The sequence below is a fragment of the Campylobacter sp. CFSAN093224 genome (assembly GCF_012897395.1).
Taxonomy (GTDB): domain Bacteria; phylum Campylobacterota; class Campylobacteria; order Campylobacterales; family Campylobacteraceae; genus Campylobacter_D; species Campylobacter_D jejuni.
On record NZ_CP040607.1, the window covers coordinates 1504542 to 1523651 of the forward strand.

Sequence of the window (19110 nt, forward strand, 5' to 3'; positions counted from 1 at the left end):
ATATAATTTTAATTATAACATTTTAAGAGTGATTATCAAAATTTTATTTTATCTTTTACTATAAAAACAGCACAAATAGCCAATAACGCTAAAAAAATCATATATATACTCATACCATATAAAAATGGATTTTCATTTTTACTCGCAAGTGTATTAAGCCAAAAAACGAGTTGCGGAGTAATACCGCCTGAAATTGCATAAGAAATATTATAAGAAAAAGAAATTCCTGAAAATCTTATTTTAGCTCTAAAAACTTCACTCATTAAAATAGGTGCGAACACATTAATCCCACCTAAAAAACAAATAATCGAATACAAAATACACACCAAAACCAAATTTTTAAGCTCATATAAAGCATAAAAATATAAAAAAGAAAAAAATACAAAAGTTAAAGAAAAGAAAATGCAAATTTTAAATAAACCAAATTTATCTACAAGATAACCCATAAAAGCCCCGCCTAAAGCTATTCCCAAAATTCCTAATATCTGTAAATAACTTCCTTCAACCCCACTTAAATTTAAAATACTAGGCATAAATTTAGGCATCAATAAAACAAGCACAATAACACAACCTGTTAAAACCCAAGTCATCATCATTGATGAAAATAAATTTTTTACAATATCCTTTTCTTTAAATAAATCTTTAAGCGGAAAAGAACTAAGCGATGATTCTTTTTTCATTTGTTTAAAAACAGGAGTTTCTTGCAAAAATCTACGCAAATAAATAGAAATAATCCCAAAAATTCCACCTACAAAAAAAGCAATACGCCAAGCATAAGCAGCAATTTCTTCTATGCTAAAAAAAGCATTAATGATTAAAAATACTATACTTCCTAACAAAATTCCTAAAGCCATAGCTGAATTTAAACAGCTTAAAAAGAAAGCTTTTTGTTTTTCTTGACAATACTCTCTTACAAAAACCCAAGCTCCAGGCAATTCTCCACCTATAGCTATGCCTTGAAAAATTCTTATAAGTATCAATAAAACAGGAGCTAAAAACCCAAGAGTTTCATAACCTGGAATAAAAGCTAAGACAAAGGTAGGAAGAACCATTAGTAAAATACTTAGCATAAACATATTTTTACGCCCAAATTTATCTCCAAAATGTGCCATAACTATACCACCCAAAGGACGTGCTAAATATCCAGCTGCAAATGCTCCATAAGTATTTAATAAAGCCCAAAATTCACTCATATCTTTAGGAAAAAATACATTGGCTATATATTCAGCAAAAAAGACAAAAATAATAAAATCATAAAATTCTAAAGTTCCTCCTAGTGAAGAAAGTCCTAAGATCTTAATTTCCTTTGTTTCAAATTTTGATTTTCTCATTGATTAATTACCTTAAATTTTAAAAACATTGTTTTTATTATACTATAATCATTTCCAAAATATTATCTAAAAATTTAAGGATAAATATGTTTAATTTTATAACCACTCTTTTAAAAACCAATCTTTATTTTTTAGAAGAAAAAACCACAAGCAAAAATTCAAATCAAACCCATATAATCTCACTTAAACAGTCTGATGATGAATTTTTAAATTTATTATTTTCTTTTTTAGTGCCACAAAGCGATGAAGATAAGAATTTTATAGAAAAAACTCGCACAAAAATCAAAAGAAATGAGCATAATATTGTTCTGATAAAAAATCCAAATTTTAATGCTTTAATAGACACAGGGTTTTTAGATACTATTGACACATTAAAAGAAAAATTACATATCCATAAAACCGATTTTAAAGATATCACTCATATTATCTTAACACACGCACATCCTGATCATATAGGTGCTTTAATGAGCGAAGAAAATCTTTTTCCAAAAGCTCAAATTTTAATTGATAAAAAAGAATATGATTTTTGGATCAAAAGCGATAGACAAGAAATTAAAAACACCTTGCTTAAACTTAAAAATATAGAATTTATCGATCATTCCAAAGATTTGATCTTTCAAAATTCAGGCATTAAAGCCATACCTGCTTACGGGCATACCCCAGGTCAAAATGCTATCATAATTGATGATAAAATAGTCTTTTGGGGAGATTTACTTCATCTTTATGATATACAAATCCCAAAACCTAAAATCGCTATAAAATTTGATATAGATCAAAATGAGGCTATACAAACAAGGGAAAAACTACTTAAAGAATTTAAAGAAAGAAAACTCAAAGTTATAGGGACTCATGTGCCTTTTATCAAACCTAAATTTTTAGATTAATTACTTAAAAATTACTAAAAATTAAGTAAAAATTTTAATAATTTTTGCTAAAATTATAGCCTTTTTATTTCATGAAAGGAGAAAATTTTGGCAAAAGATGATGTAATTGAAATTGATGGCACCGTACTTGAAGCATTGCCTAATGCAAATTTCAAGGTTGAACTTGACAACAAACATGTAATTTTATGTCATATTGCAGGAAAAATGCGTATGCATTATATAAGAATAATGCCAGGTGATAAAGTAAAAGTAGAACTTACACCTTATAGCCTTGATAAAGGGCGTATAACTTTTAGATATAAATAATCTAAGTTATTTAAAAGCTAATTTTAGATAAAATTAGAGTTTTTGCGACAAATTACATCGAACTATATGAAGAAGTATTTTTAAAATCCACCACTTATTTTGAAAATAGTTGGTTATTCATAAAACCTGATGTAGTCGTAAATCAAGTGGAATTCATTCAAGGAGACGCTCATGAAAGTGAGACCATCGGTTAAAAAGATGTGCGACAAATGCAAAGTAGTTCGCCGTAAAGGCGTGGTTCGCATTATTTGCGAAAATCCAAAACATAAACAAAGACAAGGATAAACATGGCTCGTATTGCAGGTGTGGATTTACCAAAGAAAAAAAGAATTGAGTATGGACTAACCTATATTTATGGTATAGGACTTTTCACTTCAAGAAAAATTCTAGATAAAGTAGGAATTTCTTATGATAAAAGAGTTCATGAGTTAAGTGAAGATGAAGCAGCAGCTATCCGTAAAGAAATTCAAGAAAACTATATGGTTGAAGGGGATTTGAGAAAACAAGTTGCTATGGATATTAAAGCACTTATGGATTTAGGAAGCTTTAGAGGTTTAAGACACAGAAAAGGCTTACCAGTTCGCGGACAAAAAACAAAAACAAACGCAAGAACTAGAAAAGGTAAGAGAAAAACTGTTGGTGCAAAATCATAAGGATAAATCATGGCAAAAAGAAAAATCGTAAAGAAAAAAGTAGTTAAAAAAAATATAGCAAAAGGTATTGTTTATATCAGTGCGACTTTTAACAATACTATGGTTACAGTAACTGATGAAATGGGAAATGCTATCGCTTGGAGTAGTGCAGGTGGTTTAGGATTTAAAGGTTCTAAAAAATCAACTCCTTATGCAGCACAACAAGCAGTAGAAGACGCTTTAAATAAAGCAAAAGAACACGGAATTAAAGAAGTAGGCATTAAAGTACAAGGACCAGGAAGCGGTAGAGAAACTGCTGTTAAGAGTGTAGGTGCTATGGAAGGAATCAAAGTAACTTTCTTAAAAGATATCACTCCATTAGCTCACAATGGTTGCAGACCGCCTAAGCGTCGTCGTGTCTAAGATATAAGAAAAATTTAGGAGAATATTATGGCAAGATATAGAGGACCAGTAGAAAAATTAGAAAGACGCTTTGGTGTTAGCTTAGCATTAAAAGGAGAAAGAAGACTAGCTGGCAAAAGTGCACTAGATAAACGCCCTTATGCACCAGGACAACACGGAGCAAGAAAAGGTAAAATTAGTGAGTATGGACTTCAATTAAGAGAAAAACAAAAAGCTAAATTTATGTATGGAGTAAGCGAAAAGCAATTCCGTCGTTTATTTGCTGAAGCAGCAAGAAGAGAAGGAAATACAGGGGTATTACTTATCCAACTTTTAGAACAAAGATTAGACAATGTAGTATATAGAATGGGTTTTGCTACAACACGTCGTTTTGCAAGACAACTTGTAACACATGGACATGTTTTAGTAAATGGTAAAAGAGTGGATATTCCTAGCTTTAGAGTAGAAGCAGGTGCTAAAATCGAAATTATCGAAAAAAGCAAAAACAATCCTCAAATTACAAGAGCTATCGAACTTACAGCACAAACTGGAATCGTTGCTTGGGTTGATGTTGAAAAAGATAAGAGATTTGGAATTTTCACAAGAAAACCTGAAAGAGAAGAAGTTGTCATTCCGGTTGAGGAAAGATTTATCGTTGAGCTTTACTCTAAATAATAGGGGCTAAATATGAGAAATATTACAACATCTGCTTATACGCCAACAGAATTTACAATAGAAAACATTAGTGATACTGTGGCTAAAATCAGTGCTTGGCCTTTTGAGATCGGCTATGGAATCACCCTAGCCCATCCTTTACGCCGTTTACTTTACACTAGCACCATAGGATATGCTCCAACTGCGATTCATATTGATGGCGTAGCTCATGAATTTGATAGCATGCGTGGTATGCTTGAAGATGTAGCACTTTTTATCATTAATCTAAAAAAACTACGCTTTAAAATTAAAGGCGACTCAAATAAAGAAATAGTAGAATTTAGCTTTAAAGGCTCAAAAGAAATTTACGGCAAAGATCTAAATAATGATCAAGTAGAAGTAGTAAATAAAGACGCCTATCTAGCAACAATCAACGAAGATGCTGAACTCAAATTCACATTGATCGTTGAAAAAGGTATTGGCTATGTACCAAGCGAAGAAATTAAAGAGCTTATAAATGATCCTAAATTTATAGCTTTAGATGCTTTCTTTACACCTGTAAGAGAAGCAACCTATGATATTGAAAAAGTTTTATTTGAAGATAATCCTGATTATGAAAAAGTAGTTTTAACCGTAACAACTGATGGACAAATCACTCCAAATGAAGCTTTTCAAAATGCTCTAGAAGCTATGTATAAACAATTATCAGTATTTGATAAAATTACCAATGTTAGAAGTGTAATTAAAAATCAAGCAACAAGCAATGAACTAGAAAATACTAAATTATTGCAAAACATTACAGATTTAAATTTAAGTGCTAGAAGTTATAATTGTCTTGAAAAAGCAGGAGTGGTTTACATAGGCGAGCTTGCTTTGATGAGTGTAAGTGAACTTGCAGGGCTTAAAAATTTAGGTAAAAAATCTCTTGATGAAATTAAAAACATCATGGAAAGCATAGGTTTTCCTGTGGGAACTTCTAAGCTTAGCGATAATAAAGAAATACTTAAAAATAAAATCGCAGAATTAAAAGCACAAAACGAAGGATAAAGAATGAGACATAAACATGGATATAGAAAACTTGGCAGAACTTCATCTCATCGTGCTGCCTTATTAAAAAATTTAACTATAGCTTTAGTAAATAGCGGAAAAATCGAAACCACTCTACCAAAAGCTAAAGAATTAAGAGGTTATGTAGAAAGATTGATTACTAGAGCAAGACTTGGAGATTTTAACGCTCATAGAGCAGTTTTTGCTTCATTACAAGATAAAAACGCTACCAATAAACTAGTAACTGAAATTGCTCCAAAATTCAAAGATCGCAATGGCGGATATACAAGAATCATCAAAACAAGAATTCGCCGTGGTGATGCCGCTGAAATGGCTTTCATCGAATTTGTAGCTTAATCAAATCCTAGCTTTTGCTAGGATTAATACTTCAATTAAATATCCTAAAAATAAAAAGTTTTAAATAATTATTTTAAATAAAATTAAATTTATTTATTTTCTAAAACCCTTGCTAAAAATTCAACTACTTATGCTAATATAAGTTTTTAATTTTTAATTTCAAGGATATGTTATGCAAGAAAACACTCGTTTACGCATTGCGATACAAAAATCAGGTAGACTTTCAAAAGAATCCATAGAGCTTCTTTCAGAATGTGGTGTTAAAATGCATATCCATGAACAAAGCTTGATCGCTTTTTCTACAAATTTACCCATAGATATTTTACGCGTTAGAGATGATGATATCCCTGGGCTTATTTTTGATGGGGTTGTAGATTTAGGCATTATAGGGGAAAATGTTTTAGAAGAAAATGAACTTGAACGCCAGTCTTTAGGAGAAAATCCAAGCTATAAGCTTTTAAAAAAGCTAGATTTTGGATATTGCCGTCTTTCTCTTGCCTTACCTCAAGAAAATAAATTTCAAAATTTGAAAGATTTTGAAGGCTTAAGGATAGCTACTTCTTATCCACAACTTTTAAAGCGTTTTATGAAAGAAAATGGGATTAATTATAAAAATTGTACGCTTACAGGTTCTGTTGAAGTAGCCCCTAGGGCAAATTTAGCCGATGCGATTTGCGATCTTGTTTCAAGCGGGGCAACTTTACAAGCAAACAATCTTAAAGAAGTTAAAGTCATTTATGAATCTCGTGCTTGTTTGATTCAAAAAGAAAATGCTTTAAGTAAAGAAAAACAAGCCTTAGTGGATAAAATTATGTTGCGTGTAGCAGGAGTAATGCAAGCAAGAGAATCTAAATACATTATGCTTCATGCTCCAAAAGAAAAGCTTGATAAAATTCAAGCCCTACTTCCAGGAGTTGAAAGACCGACTATCTTACCTTTAGCACACGATGAAAAAAATGTAGCTTTACATATGGTAAGTAAAGAAAATCTTTTTTGGGAAACCATGGAGGCTTTAAAAGAAGAAGGTGCGAGTTCGATTTTAGTTCTGCCTATAGAAAAAATGTTAAAGTGAGTAAAAAATGCAAATTTTAGTATATGATAATTTGGATGAAAAACAAAAAGAAGAAGCGTTAAAACGCCCTGCTATAAGTGCGAAAGATGAAATTTCAAAAATAGTAAGTTCTATCATTAAAGAAGTGCAAGAAAAAGGCGATAAAGCTTTGATAGAACAAGCTTTGAAATTTGATAAGGCTGAAATTTCAAAGATTAAAATCACTCAAGAAGAAATCACTCAAGCAAGCAATCGTTTAGATAAAGATTTACAAGAAGCTATTTTAGTGGCTTATGAAAATATCAAAAAATTTCACGAAGCCCAAATCCCACATGAAATCGCTCTTGAAACTACAAAAGGCGTTAAATGTGAAGTTTTAACACGCCCTATAGAAAAAGTAGGACTTTACATACCAGGGGGTTTGGCACCTTTGTTTTCAACGGTTTTAATGCTAGCTATTCCTGCAAAAATTGCAGGTTGTGAAAAAATCGTTTTAGCAAGTCCTGCAAAAATCAATGATGCTGTGCTTTTTTGTGCTAAGCTTTGTGGCGTGGATGAAATTTATCAAATGGGCGGTGCAGGAGCTATAGCAGCTTTGACTTACGGTACCCAAAGTGTTTTAAAGGTGGATAAAATTTTTGGCCCAGGAAATGCCTTTGTAACCGAAGCAAAACGCCAAGTAAGTAGTGATATAAACGGAGCAGCTATTGATATGCAAGCAGGACCTAGTGAAGTTTTAGTCATAGCTGATGATTTAGCTAATGAAAAATTTGTAGCTAGTGATTTGCTTTCACAAGCTGAACATGGTGCAGATTCTCAAGTGATTTTAGTGTGTTTAAGTCAAGATTTTGCTAAAAAAGCAAGTGATGAAGTCCAAAGTCAATTAGAACTTTTGCCTCGCAAAGAACTTGCAAGCAAAAGCATTGCTAATTCACGCATTATCATAGCTAAAGATTTAAATCAAGCCTTAGAAATTTCAAATCTTTACGCCCCTGAACATTTGATCATACAAACTCAAAATCCACGAGAACTTTTAAAAGGTGTAAAACACGCAGGATCAGTATTTTTAGGAGCTTATTCCCCAGAGTCTATGGGTGATTATGCAAGTGGGACAAATCATGTTTTACCTACTTATGGACTTACTAAAACGCATTCTAGTTTAGGTTTGGCAGATTTTAGTAAAAGAATGACCGTTCAAGAGTTAAGTAAAGAAGGTTTTTTAGCTTTAGGTAAAAGTGTTGAAATTTTAGCACAAAATGAGCATTTAGACGCGCACAAAAATGCAGTAACTTTTCGTTTAGAAAGCTTAAAATGAGTCAAAAAATCCTTTTTATAGATAGAGATGGCACTTTAATAGAGGAGCCAAAAAGCGATTTTCAAATCGATACTCTTGAAAAATTGCGTTTTGAAAAAGATGCTATTCCCACTCTTTTAAAACTAAAAAAATTTGGATTTAAATTTGTTATGGTAAGCAATCAAGACGGTCTTGGAACACCAAGTTTTCCAAAGGAAAATTTTGAAATCGCTCATGAAAAAATGCTTGATATTTTAAAAAGTTGCGGTATAGAATTTCAAGATATTTTTATTTGTCCGCATTTTGAAAATGAAAATTGTGCTTGCAGAAAACCTAAAACCGCTATGTTAGAAGAGTATATCAAACACGAACTTTATGATAAGGAACAAAGTTTTGTTATAGGAGATCGTGAGAGTGATATGATCTTGGCTTCAAATTTAGGCGTGCGTGGTTTAAAATACGGCGAACTTTCTTGGAAAGAAATAGAAAATGAAATTTTAAGTTCTTTTAGAAGCGCGAATTATCAAAGAACTACTAAAGAAACAGATATAAAAGTAAAGGTATGCTTAAATGGGGGTAAGGTTAGCATTAAAACAGATATTGATTTTTTTGATCACATGTTAGAGCAAATCGCTGTACATGGAGGTATAGGGCTTGAAATTTCTTGTAAAGGAGATTTGGAAATCGATGAGCATCATAGCGTTGAAGATGTAGCCTTAGCACTTGGAACTTGTATCAAAAAAGCTTTAGGGGATAAAATCGGCATTGCAAGATATGGTTTTGCTTTACCTATGGATGAGTGTTTGGCAAGTTGTGCAATGGATTTTTGCAATCGTCCCCATTTAGTCTATAAAGCCAAATTTAAAAAATCTCATTTAGGGGCTTTAAGCACAGAAATGATCGAGCACTTTTTTTATTCTTTAAGCTATGCTATGGGCGTGAGTTTGCATTTAAAAGTTAAAGGCAAAAACGATCATCATAAAGCCGAAGGGCTTTTTAAAGCCTTTGCAAAAGCTTTGAAAATGGCAGTAAAAATAGAAAGTGAAAATTTAGCCAGCTCTAAAGGAGTGATATGAAAATCATCATCATCGATACAGCCTGTGCGAATTTAGCATCTTTGAAATTTTGTCTAGATAGATTAGGTTTTAATGCAACTATCAGTAGGGATTTAAAAGAGCTTGAAAGTGCGGATAAGCTTTTTTTACCTGGAGTGGGTACCGCAAAAGAAGCAATGAAAAATTTAGAACAATTTAATCTTATTGATTTTATTCAAAATACCAAAAAACCTTTGCTTGGTATTTGTTTAGGTATGCAAATTTTAGGAAATTTTTCTGAAGAATTAAATCAAGAAACCTTAAAACTCATAGATTTTACAACTCAAAAATTTAAAGCTAAAGAAGGCTTTACTTTTCCACATATGGGATGGAATGAAGTTTATAGCTCTCATGCTTTGTTTAAAGGCTTAGAAGGGGCTTATTTTTATTTTGTGCATAGTTATTGTGTAGGACTTGGGAAATACACTATAGCAGATTGTGAGTATTCGCAAAAATTTAGCGCAAGCGTAATGAAAGATAATTTTTACGGAGTGCAATTTCACCCTGAAAGAAGTAGCGAGGCTGGGGAAATTTTAATTTCAAATTTTATTAAGGATATAGGATGACTCAAATCATACCCGCACTCGATCTTATAGATGGCGAAGTGGTGCGTCTTGTAAAAGGGGATTACGAACAAAAAAAAGTATATAAATACAATCCCTTAAAGAAATTTAAAGAATACGAAAAAGCAGGAGCGAAAGAACTTCATCTTGTAGATCTTACAGGTGCAAAAGATCCTAGCAAAAGACAATTTGCTTTGATAGAAAAATTAGCCAAAGAAGTCAGTGTCAATTTGCAAGTAGGTGGAGGTATACGCTCTAAAGAAGAAGTTAAAGCTTTGCTTGATTGTGGAGTAAAAAGAGTAGTTATAGGATCTATGGCAATTAAAGATGCGACTTTATGTCTTGAAATTTTAAAAGAATTTGGTAGTGAAGCTATAGTTTTAGCCTTAGATACGATTTTAAAAGAAGATTATGTTGTGGCTGTAAATGCTTGGCAAGAAGCAAGCGATAAAAAGCTTATGGAAGTTTTAGATTTTTATAGCAATAAAGGCTTAAAACACATACTTTGCACAGATATTTCAAAAGATGGTACCATGCAAGGAGTAAATGTAAGACTTTACAAACTTATCCATGAAATTTTTCCTAATATTTGCATTCAGGCAAGTGGTGGAGTAGCGAGCTTAAAAGACCTTGAAAACTTAAAAGGAATTTGTAGTGGGGTTATCGTAGGAAAAGCTTTATTAGACGGAGTTTTTAGCGTAGAAGAAGGGATAAGATGTCTAGCAAATTAAGCTACAAAGAACTTACTTTAGAAATTTTAAAACAAAGTGACAGACCTTTAAGTGTTAATGAAATTTGGCAAAAAGCTCTTGAACAAGGCTTAGATAAAAAGCTTTCTAGCATAGGACAAACTCCAATTGCTACTTTAGGGGCTAGGATATATGTTGATATAAAAGAATTGCAACACAATTCTTTGTTTATCAAAGCTTCCCAAAAACCTACAACTTTTTGGCTAAAAGAAAGAGAAAATGAACTTTTAAAGCTTGATAATAAAAATGAAATTACTAACGAAAAACAAGAAAAAAATAAATTTCATGAAAGAGATTTACACCCCTTGCTTGTAAAATTTTTATATGAAAATTTAGATTTTAATTTAAATTGCAAAACAATTTACCATGAACAAAGCAAAAAGGGTAAAGGTGGGGAAGATAAGTGGAATTATCCTGATATTGTAGGGGTTTATTTTCCTTATGATGATTATGAAAAAGAGACCATAACACTTTTAGAAAATATCAAACAAAATAGTTATAAGCTTTTTTCTTTTGAACTTAAAATTGCTTTAAATTTTTCAAATTTAAAAGAATGCTATTTTCAAGCTGTAAGCAATTCTAGCTGGGCAAATGAAGGCTATTTGGTTGTTTTACAAGAAATTGATAGCGAAGTTTTAAGTGAGTTAAGACGCTTAAATCAAAGTTTTGGCATAGGAGTGATAAAACTTGAAAAAGATATTTCAAATTCTCAAATTTTAATTAGTGCAAAAGAAAAAGAACTTGATATTCAAACACTAAATATGCTGATCAATAAAAATCCAAATTTTAAAGAATTTATTGATGATATAAACAAACAAATTAAAGTGGGCAAAGAAGCAAAAATTCAAGCTAATTTTGATGAAATTAAAAGCGATGAAGAAATGGAAAAATATCTTAAAGAAAAATGTATTTTGGAGAAATAAATGCTTACAAAACGCATAATTGCATGTTTAGATGTCAAAGATGGCAGAGTAGTAAAAGGAACACAATTTAAAAACCATAAAGATATGGGAGATATCATAGAGCTTGCTAGGTATTATTCTCAAAATGGTATTGATGAGCTTGTTTTTTATGATATTGCTGCAAGTGCTAGAAAAGAACGCATATCAAGAGAATGGGTAAGTGAAGTAGCAAAAAATATCAATATTTCTTTTTGTGTTGCAGGGGGTATTAAAAGCGAAGAAGATGCAGCTGAACTTTTGGCTAATGGGGCAGATAAAATTTCTATCAATTCTCCTGCTTTAAATGATCCAAGCCTAATCACACGCCTTGCTAAAAGCTTTGGCGTGCAATGCGTAGTAGTAGGGATTGATAGTTTTAAAGATGAAAATGGAAATTTAAAAGTATTTCAATACACAGGGGATGAAAAAACAAGTAAACATAGTGGAAAAAGCACTTTAGAATGGGTTAAAAAAGTGCAAGATCTAGGTGCAGGCGAAATTGTTTTAAATATGATGAATCAAGATGGTGTTAAAAATGGCTATGATTTAGAACAATTAGAAGCTGTATATAAAATTTGTAAAGTACCTTTAATCGCAAGTGGGGGAGCGGGAAAAATGGAACATTTTTTAGAAGCTTTTAAACTAGGTATAGATGGGGCTTTAGCTGCTTCTGTTTTTCATCAAAAACTTATAGACATTAAAGAATTAAAAATTTATCTTAAAAATCAAGGCTTAAGTATAAGGATATAATATGCAAAATTTCAAAGAACTTAATGAAAAAATCGCTTGGCAAAAAGTGGATAATCTTTTACCTGTCATCATCCAAGATGCAAAAACTTGCGAAGTTTTAATGCTAGGCTTTATGAATAATGAAGCCTTAGAAAAAAGCTTAGAAAGTGGCAAAGTAGTCTTTTTTTCACGCACAAAACAGCGTCTTTGGATGAAGGGTGAAGAAAGTGGAAATTTCTTAAATATCATAGATTTAAGCTTAGATTGTGATAATGACACGCTTTTAATTTTAGCAAATCCTGTAGGGCCTACTTGTCATACGGGCGATATTTCTTGTTTTGAAAAAATTTCTAAAAATGCAGATTTTGTTTTTCTAGCCAGACTTGAAAAACTTATTAATGCACGCAAAAATGCCGATGAAAATACTTCTTATACAGCAAAACTTTTCAAAAGTGGTACAAAACGCATCGCACAAAAAGTTGGTGAAGAAGGCGTAGAAACAGCTTTAGCAGCGACAGTAAAAGATAAAGAAGAGCTTATTTGTGAAGCAGCGGATTTAATGTATCATTTAAGTGTTTTACTTGCAGATGCAAATCTTAGTTTCTCAGATGTGATTTCAAAATTAAAAGAAAGACATAAAGCTTAAAGCTTTATGTAAAATAAATTTATATCAATGCAAGGCTTCATTAAGTTTGACTGCTTTTTTATTTAAAGCTACTATCATAGCACCACTTATAGAATCTTGACGGAAATGTAGCCCATTTAAACCTTTAAGCTCTAAGCCTTTGTAAATTTCTTTATCAAAATTAAAATAAGGATTAAGTTTAGCAAGTTCTTCGGCATCTTTGAGTAAAAATTTCGTTCCTTCTAGCACTGCAATACCTGCATCAACTATACAATTATCCCCTAAAGGAATTCCTGTCACTGAATTAGCCCCTAAAAGACAAGCCTTGCCTACGCTTATAGCATTGCCACTTGTTCCACTTAAAACACCTAAAATCGAAGCTCCGCCACCTACATCAGAACCTTCTCCTACTATAGCACTTGAACTAATACGCCCTTCAACCATACAAGCTCCTGTTGTACCTGCATTAAAATTCACATAACTTGCCCCTGGCATGATGGTTGTTCCTGCTGCTAAAGACGCACCCATTCTTACTTTAGAACTTTCTAAAATTCTTGTATTATCCTCAGGGATAATATGTGCTAAAAATCTTGGGAATTTATCAACAAAATCGATTTTTGGATATTGATTGCTCATTTTTAAACGCATTTCATTTGCTCTTAAATACTCAAGCTCGATAGGCTTATCATCACTCCAAGCTACATTGCTTAAAAGTCCAAAAGCTCCATTTAAATTGATACTTCTTAAAGGTACTTTTTTAGTAGAAAGCAAATAAAGTTTTAGATAAATACTTTCTACACTTAAAGGTTCTTTATCTTCAAAAAGACAAACAAAAGAAAATTCATCGTCTTTAAATTTATCTTTGATAATCTTTAATAAATCAATATTTTGATGCCCATCTTCTTCTAAAAAAGGTTTAAAACAAGAAAGTGCAAAATCAATATCTTCTAATTTCAAAGTTTGCACAAACTCACTCGCATTAAAATCAATCTCCACGCCCCTTTGCATAAAAGCTTCAAGCATGATTGCCGCTGAGCCAAAATTTTGCTCATAGTTAATCAAAGCAAAACTTGCTTGTAAGATTTTATTTTTATTTAACTGTCCTCTATCAAGCCTTGCTATACCAAAAGCTTTAGGTTTTTTATAGCCACTTTTTTGCTCGATTTGTTTGATTAAAAGTAAAAAATCTTCTTTAGTATTAATCATTTTCTTTTCCTTATCCACTTAATTTTTAATGCGAACACGCACTTTTTCCATTCATCACAGGTTGTATAGCAGAATTATCCGCACCACCTTCATTGTTAATTTTTTCTATAAAGCTCCAAATTTTTTCAGCCGCCATTAAATAACGCTTTGAACTCACACTTTCAGGGTGATAAAAACTCACAGGCTTGCCTTCATCTCCACCTTCTCTTACTATCATTTCTATAGGAATTTGTGCTAAGACTTCACTTTTATAGGCTTTTGCCATATCCTCAGCCGTTCCTTTGCCAAAAATATCATACTCTTTACCGTTATCAGGACATAAAAATCCACTCATATTTTCAATCACACCCGCTATAGGAATGTGAAGTTTATTAAACATATCTAAAGCTCTTTTACTATCGTCTAAAGATACGGTTTGAGGCGTACTTACACAAACTCCTGCAGTAATAGGAATGCTTTGTGCAGAAGTAATTTGCGCATCGCCTGTTCCTGGAGGCATATCCAAAAACAATACATCAAGCTCAGGCCAAATTACATCAGCTAAAAGTTGCTCAATTGCTTTCATGATCATAGCTCCACGCCACATAAGGCCTTGACCCTCTTCGATCAAAACCCCCATACTCATCATATAAACACCATGAGTTAAAATAGGCTTTAATCTCTGCCCTACTACTTCAGGCTGAGTTTTGGTTTCACCTAGCATTCTTGGAATATTTGGCCCATAAATATCCGCGTCTAAAATACCTACTCTTTTTCCCATTTTAGCCATGGAAATTGCTAAATTTACTGTAGTTGTAGATTTACCCACACCACCTTTTCCACTTGAAACCATGATGAAATTTTTTACTTGTGGAGCGATATTTTTTCCACTTCTTGAATTACTTTTTTCTTCAGGAATTTTTGGAGTAATGATATTAAGTTCAATATTTTTTAAAGCCAAACTCGATAAAGCTTCAATAGTATTTTTACGAATTTCATTAGCTACTTCAGGATTTGCTGAAACGATTTCTATATCAATGAATACACCATCATCTTGAATTTTAATATCTTTTACAAAGTTAAAACTCACTATATCCTTTTCAAAACCAGGATATTTTACAGTTTTTAATTTCTCTAAAATTTGTTCTTTCATATTTTTTCCTTGTCTTTTAAAAAAATCAATTTTACTAATAAAATGATAAAATTTAGCTTTTTATAAGTGTATAATATGGTAACATTATAAAAACCAACAATATTAAAAAGAGGAATGAAAAAATGAGTGAAATGAGCCTCATTATGTTAGCAGCTGGAAATTCTACTCGTTTTAATACAAAGGTAAAAAAACAATTTTTACGACTTGGAAATGACCCTCTTTGGCTTTATGCAACAAAAAATTTAAGCTCTTTTTATCCTTTTAAAAAAATAGTTGTTACCTCTAGTAATATCACTTATATGAAAAAATTTACCAAAAACTATGAATTCATAGAAGGTGGTGATACCAGAGCAGAATCCTTAAAAAAAGCCTTAGAGCTCATAGATAGCGAATTTGTTATGGTAAGTGATGTAGCAAGGGTATTGGTGAGTAAAAATTTGTTTGATCGTTTGATTGAAAATTTAGATAAAGCAGATTGTATTACCCCTGCTTTAAAAGTTGCAGATACAACACTTTTTGACAATGAAGCCTTGCAAAGAGAAAAAATCAAACTCATTCAAACCCCGCAAATTTCTAAAACCAAATTGCTTAAAAAAGCCTTGGATCAAAACCTAGAATTTACAGATGATAGCACAGCTATAGCTGCAATGGGTGGAAAAATTTGGTTTGTTGAAGGTGAAGAAAATGCAAGAAAACTAACCTTTAAAGAAGATCTTAAAAAACTTGATTTGCCTACACCTAGCTTTGAAATTTTTACTGGCAATGGTTTTGATGTGCATGAATTTGGAGAGAATCGCCCTTTGCTTTTAGCAGGAGTGCAAATTCATCCTACTATGGGGCTTAAAGCACACAGCGATGGAGATGTTTTAGCTCACTCTTTAACCGATGCGATTTTAGGTGCTGCAGGACTTGGAGATATAGGAGAGCTTTATCCTGATACTGATATGAAATTTAAAAATGCCAACTCCATGGAGCTTTTAAAACAAGCTTATGATAAAGTCAGAGAAATAGGTTTTGAACTCATTAATATAGACATTTGCGTCATGGCACAAAGCCCTAAACTTAAAGACTTTAAACAAGCTATGCAAAGCAATATAGCTCATACTTTAGATTTAGATGAATTTAGAATCAATGTTAAAGCCACAACAACGGAAAAATTGGGTTTTATTGGAAGAAAAGAAGGTATGGCGGTGCTTAGTAGTGTAAATTTAAAATATTTTGATTGGACAAGATTATGAAAGTTTTAATTATTGAAAATGAAATTTATCTAGCGCAAAGCATTAGCATTAAACTAAGTGATGCTGGATATAGCTGTGAAATTATTAACTCGTTTGATGAATACAATGGTGAAAAATACTATGACATTATACTGCTTTCTACAAATACTAATAATTTTCTAAAAGCCGTAGGTCAGTTTAAACATAGTATTATTATTTTGCTTATTTCTTATATAAGTACAGATACAGTTTCAAATCCTTTGAAATTAGGTGCTAGTGATTATATTCAAAAACCCTTTATGATAGAAGAGCTGATTAGAAAAATAAAGCATTATCAGGATTTTAGAAAACTTTCAATCCTTAATAAAGCTTATCAAAGCTATATCAAATCAAGATTAGAAACAATCAAAATTCCAGAGTATAATTATAAAAAATTAAAACTTCCATTGATATTAAAATCCAACAAGCAAAGCAGTGCTGATGCTTTTGTTTTTAATTATGCAAATGAATGTGACATTACTCTTTCTTTTATTGATTTAACATCTACAAATTCAGTTGAAAAAGTTATGAAACTTCCCACAGAAAACAATCTTTTATTTTTGAGTAATTTTCAAGCATTAAAAGCAGCAGAAAAGGAAAAACTCCTAGATTTTATACAAAACAAAAATGTTATTTTGCATACCAATTCAAATACAGATGATTTAAAAATAAACTGCATTAATTTAAATGATAATGAAAAAAATATCAATAGCAATGAAATTTTAACTATAGATGAGTATGTAAAATATGTTATTATAAATTACCAAAATATATTTCCTGATACTGATCTTTCAAAAAAATTAGGCATTTCACGTAAATCTTTATGGGAAAAAAGGAAGAAATATGAAATCAGCAAGAAAAAATAAAAACATTATCATAGATCAAAATGAATTTGGCATCTTATCACTTATTAAAGAAGGTTTGCTAGGCACTTGCACTCATTTAATGAATGAAAAAGAAGTCAATGAAATCATTAAATCAGGAAAATTTAAAGGAGAAAGCTTTCCCTATCCCTTAAGCTTTGCACCAAAAAATGCCGAAGAAGCACTAAATGATATAAAATCTGGCGATAGAATCGATCTCATGCTAGATGAAAAAGTAGTAGGACATATAGATTTTAAAAGCCAATTTAAAAATAATAAAAATTTTTCTGATATTTTCAGTCCTAACACTTGCTCTTTAGAAGACATGGGAACAACTTGCATAAGTGGAAAAATAGAAATTTATAATTCTCAAATTGAAAAAATAAAAGAAAATTTTCAACAAATCAAAAACAATCTTAATGCACAAAAAATTACTGCTATAGTTTCAAGTTTTGATCCTTTGCATCGTGCCCATGAAAGAATGTTTCGTTGGACTATTGATAAAGCAGATTTAGTTGTAATTTTTCTTGTAGAATCTTTTGATGTAAATGGGTTTGAATTCGAACTTAAAGAAGCATATTTGAAAAAATTTATTCAAAACTATCTTCCACCGGATAGAATTTTCATTTTTCCATTAAAAAATATTAATATTTTTCACGCTCATTTAAATCCTGGCTTAGAAAGTATTATCGCAAAAAGTCTAGGTTGTACCAAACTAGTAGTAGGACAAAATCATACAGGACTTGGAATGTTTTATGATGATAACCAACCAAAAACCATACTTGATGATTTTTCCAAGGACTATGGCATAGAAGTGATCGTTTTGCCTGAATTTGTATTTTGCGATCAATGTCGCATGATTGTTAGCACAAGATCTTGCCCTCATGGTTGTCATCACCATTTGCACTATAATTCTCAGTCTTTAAAAGATTTACTAAGAGCGGGTATCATTCCTCCAGCAATTTTCATACGCAAGGAAGTATCTAGTGTTATTTTAACTTCTCTTTTTCCAAATAGATTAAAAAATATGCAAAAAATTTATAATGAGCTTTTTCCAACTGATGGAATTTTAGAATACAAAAATGATGAAGAATTTTATCAAAAACTTTTAGAAATTCATCAAATGTCTTATATGGTGTAATAAAATGCAAAAATTATTTTTAACTTTTTTTTATTCAGGTTCTGTAAAAAAGGCAAGTGGGACTTTTGGTACTATCGCTGCTTTAATACCTGCTTTTTTTATACTTAAATATCTCGGGATTAATACTTTGTTTTTACTAAGCATTTTAATTTTTGTTGCAAGTATTCGTGTTATAGATGATTATGAAAAAAAAACAGGAATTCACGATGACAAACACATAGTTATCGATGAGGTTGCTGGAGTTTTTCTTGCTTGTGCTATTGCAGCAAGTGTTGAAAACTCGATAGTCAATTTTATTTTGGCTTTTGTTTTATTCAGACTCTTTGACATTACAAAACCTTCTATTATTGGTAAGATAGATAAAAAAGTCAAAGGCGGACTAGGTGTAATGCTTGATGATATGTTAGCAGGATTGTTTGCTGGACTTTTAAGTGCGGTAATTTATGGATTTTTACTTAAATTTAATTTAGTTTTTTGGGATATAAATTTAAAAGATTTATTTTGAAATTTTGCTTAAATTAATTAAATTTTAAATTTTATTCTTATATAATTTAGTCTTTAATTTCAAAAAAGGAAAATATAAATGGCAAACCATAAATCTGCTGAAAAAAGAGCAAGACAAACTATTAAAAAAACAGAAAGAAATAGATTCTATAGAACAAGACTTAAAAATATAACTAAAGCCGTAAGAGAAGCTGCAGCAAATGGAAATAAAAATGCTGCTAATGAAGCTTTAAAAGTAGCTAATAAAAGCATTCATGCTATGGTAAGTCGCGGTTTCATTAAAAAACAAACTGCTTCTCGCCGTGTAAGCCGCTTAGCCCTTTTAGTAAATAAAATCGCATAATTTTCT

At 31.3% G+C, this 19110-nt stretch carries 24 protein-coding genes; 21 read left to right on the top strand and 3 right to left on the bottom strand.

Annotation, left to right across the window (positions count from 1 at the left end; all coding sequences use genetic code 11):
- Positions 1-35: 35 nt before the first annotated feature.
- Positions 36-1331, bottom strand: coding sequence for an MFS transporter (locus tag FBF11_RS07640; protein WP_052801882.1), 1296 nt, complete (start codon positions 1329-1331; stop codon positions 36-38).
- 86 nt (positions 1332-1417) lie between these two features.
- Here FBF11_RS07640 and FBF11_RS07645 point away from each other — a divergent pair, with 86 nt between their 5' ends.
- From FBF11_RS07645 to hisIE, 16 genes are all read left to right on the top strand, one after another.
- Positions 1418-2215: an MBL fold metallo-hydrolase gene (locus FBF11_RS07645; RefSeq protein WP_002851251.1), complete on the top strand. Its 798-nt coding sequence runs from the start codon at positions 1418-1420 to the stop codon at positions 2213-2215.
- An 87-nt stretch (positions 2216-2302) separates the two neighbouring features.
- Positions 2303-2521: a translation initiation factor IF-1 gene (infA, locus tag FBF11_RS07650; RefSeq protein ID WP_002781436.1), complete on the top strand. Its 219-nt coding sequence runs from the start codon at positions 2303-2305 to the stop codon at positions 2519-2521.
- Positions 2522-2692: 171 nt separating this feature from the next.
- Positions 2693-2806, top strand: coding sequence for a 50S ribosomal protein L36 (gene rpmJ / locus FBF11_RS07655; RefSeq protein ID WP_002781429.1), 114 nt, complete (start codon positions 2693-2695; stop codon positions 2804-2806).
- Positions 2807-2808: 2 nt separating this feature from the next.
- On the top strand, positions 2809-3174 hold the full coding sequence (gene rpsM, locus FBF11_RS07660) for a 30S ribosomal protein S13 (protein ID WP_002800121.1): 366 nt from the start codon (positions 2809-2811) through the stop codon (positions 3172-3174).
- 9 nt (positions 3175-3183) lie between these two features.
- Positions 3184-3576, top strand: a complete 393-nt coding sequence (gene rpsK, locus FBF11_RS07665) for a 30S ribosomal protein S11 (RefSeq protein WP_002779544.1) — start codon at positions 3184-3186, stop codon at positions 3574-3576.
- A gap of 27 nt (positions 3577-3603) precedes the next feature.
- Positions 3604-4230, top strand: coding sequence for a 30S ribosomal protein S4 (gene rpsD, locus FBF11_RS07670; protein ID WP_002856574.1), 627 nt, complete (start codon positions 3604-3606; stop codon positions 4228-4230).
- A gap of 12 nt (positions 4231-4242) precedes the next feature.
- The gene (locus FBF11_RS07675) at positions 4243-5256 is read left to right on the top strand and encodes a DNA-directed RNA polymerase subunit alpha (protein ID WP_002851403.1); all 1014 of its coding nucleotides are present in this window, start codon (positions 4243-4245) and stop codon (positions 5254-5256) included.
- Between the two features lie 3 nt (positions 5257-5259).
- Positions 5260-5613: a 50S ribosomal protein L17 gene (rplQ, locus tag FBF11_RS07680; RefSeq protein WP_002851332.1), complete on the top strand. Its 354-nt coding sequence runs from the start codon at positions 5260-5262 to the stop codon at positions 5611-5613.
- A gap of 172 nt (positions 5614-5785) precedes the next feature.
- The gene (hisG, locus tag FBF11_RS07685) at positions 5786-6685 is read left to right on the top strand and encodes an ATP phosphoribosyltransferase (RefSeq protein ID WP_002858407.1); all 900 of its coding nucleotides are present in this window, start codon (positions 5786-5788) and stop codon (positions 6683-6685) included.
- A gap of 7 nt (positions 6686-6692) precedes the next feature.
- On the top strand, positions 6693-7979 hold the full coding sequence (gene hisD / locus FBF11_RS07690) for a histidinol dehydrogenase (RefSeq protein WP_002858444.1): 1287 nt from the start codon (positions 6693-6695) through the stop codon (positions 7977-7979).
- Positions 7976-9034: a bifunctional histidinol-phosphatase/imidazoleglycerol-phosphate dehydratase HisB gene (gene hisB / locus FBF11_RS07695; RefSeq protein WP_168977485.1), complete on the top strand. Its 1059-nt coding sequence runs from the start codon at positions 7976-7978 to the stop codon at positions 9032-9034. The genes hisD and hisB overlap by 4 nt, the downstream gene beginning before the upstream one ends.
- The gene (gene hisH / locus FBF11_RS07700) at positions 9031-9618 is read left to right on the top strand and encodes an imidazole glycerol phosphate synthase subunit HisH (RefSeq protein ID WP_002851270.1); all 588 of its coding nucleotides are present in this window, start codon (positions 9031-9033) and stop codon (positions 9616-9618) included. The genes hisB and hisH overlap by 4 nt, the downstream gene beginning before the upstream one ends.
- Positions 9615-10346 (top strand): 1-(5-phosphoribosyl)-5-[(5-phosphoribosylamino)methylideneamino]imidazole-4-carboxamide isomerase, encoded by a 732-nt coding sequence (hisA, locus tag FBF11_RS07705; RefSeq protein ID WP_002851391.1) that lies wholly within the window; start codon positions 9615-9617, stop codon positions 10344-10346. Before hisH ends, hisA begins: the two co-directional genes overlap by 4 nt.
- A complete protein-coding gene (locus FBF11_RS07710; RefSeq protein WP_002851346.1) occupies positions 10331-11287 on the top strand; it encodes a COG2958 family protein in 957 nt (318 codons plus the stop codon). Before hisA ends, FBF11_RS07710 begins: the two co-directional genes overlap by 16 nt.
- Entirely contained in the window at positions 11288-12055 is a 768-nt protein-coding gene (gene hisF, locus FBF11_RS07715; protein WP_002851492.1) for an imidazole glycerol phosphate synthase subunit HisF, read from the top strand. It begins immediately after the preceding gene.
- A gap of 1 nt (position 12056) precedes the next feature.
- Entirely contained in the window at positions 12057-12680 is a 624-nt protein-coding gene (hisIE, locus tag FBF11_RS07720) for a bifunctional phosphoribosyl-AMP cyclohydrolase/phosphoribosyl-ATP diphosphatase HisIE (RefSeq protein WP_002851143.1), read from the top strand.
- A gap of 24 nt (positions 12681-12704) precedes the next feature.
- Here the strand turns inward: hisIE and FBF11_RS07725 are convergent, their stop codons facing one another.
- Both FBF11_RS07725 and FBF11_RS07730 read right to left on the bottom strand, forming a co-directional pair.
- Positions 12705-13865 carry a 2,3,4,5-tetrahydropyridine-2,6-carboxylate N-succinyltransferase gene (locus tag FBF11_RS07725; protein ID WP_002851311.1) on the bottom strand — a complete coding sequence of 387 codons (1161 nt, stop codon included), beginning with the start codon at positions 13863-13865 and terminating at the stop codon, positions 12705-12707.
- Positions 13866-13890: 25 nt separating this feature from the next.
- Positions 13891-14997, bottom strand: coding sequence for an Mrp/NBP35 family ATP-binding protein (locus tag FBF11_RS07730; RefSeq protein ID WP_002869767.1), 1107 nt, complete (start codon positions 14995-14997; stop codon positions 13891-13893).
- 122 nt (positions 14998-15119) lie between these two features.
- Here FBF11_RS07730 and FBF11_RS07735 point away from each other — a divergent pair, with 122 nt between their 5' ends.
- The 5 genes from FBF11_RS07735 (at position 15120) to rpsT (ending at position 19104) form a co-directional block, all read left to right on the top strand.
- A complete protein-coding gene (locus tag FBF11_RS07735) occupies positions 15120-16235 on the top strand; it encodes a bifunctional 2-C-methyl-D-erythritol 4-phosphate cytidylyltransferase/2-C-methyl-D-erythritol 2,4-cyclodiphosphate synthase (protein WP_002851397.1) in 1116 nt (371 codons plus the stop codon).
- Entirely contained in the window at positions 16232-17119 is an 888-nt protein-coding gene (locus tag FBF11_RS07740) for a response regulator (protein WP_002851295.1), read from the top strand. The genes FBF11_RS07735 and FBF11_RS07740 overlap by 4 nt, the downstream gene beginning before the upstream one ends.
- The gene (locus tag FBF11_RS07745) at positions 17097-18257 is read left to right on the top strand and encodes a sulfate adenylyltransferase (RefSeq protein ID WP_002851486.1); all 1161 of its coding nucleotides are present in this window, start codon (positions 17097-17099) and stop codon (positions 18255-18257) included. The genes FBF11_RS07740 and FBF11_RS07745 overlap by 23 nt, the downstream gene beginning before the upstream one ends.
- Before the next feature lie 4 nt (positions 18258-18261).
- Positions 18262-18762 carry a phosphatidylglycerophosphatase A gene (locus FBF11_RS07750; protein ID WP_002851418.1) on the top strand — a complete coding sequence of 167 codons (501 nt, stop codon included), beginning with the start codon at positions 18262-18264 and terminating at the stop codon, positions 18760-18762.
- A 78-nt stretch (positions 18763-18840) separates the two neighbouring features.
- Entirely contained in the window at positions 18841-19104 is a 264-nt protein-coding gene (gene rpsT, locus FBF11_RS07755; protein WP_002851317.1) for a 30S ribosomal protein S20, read from the top strand.
- Positions 19105-19110: the final 6 nt, after the last annotated feature.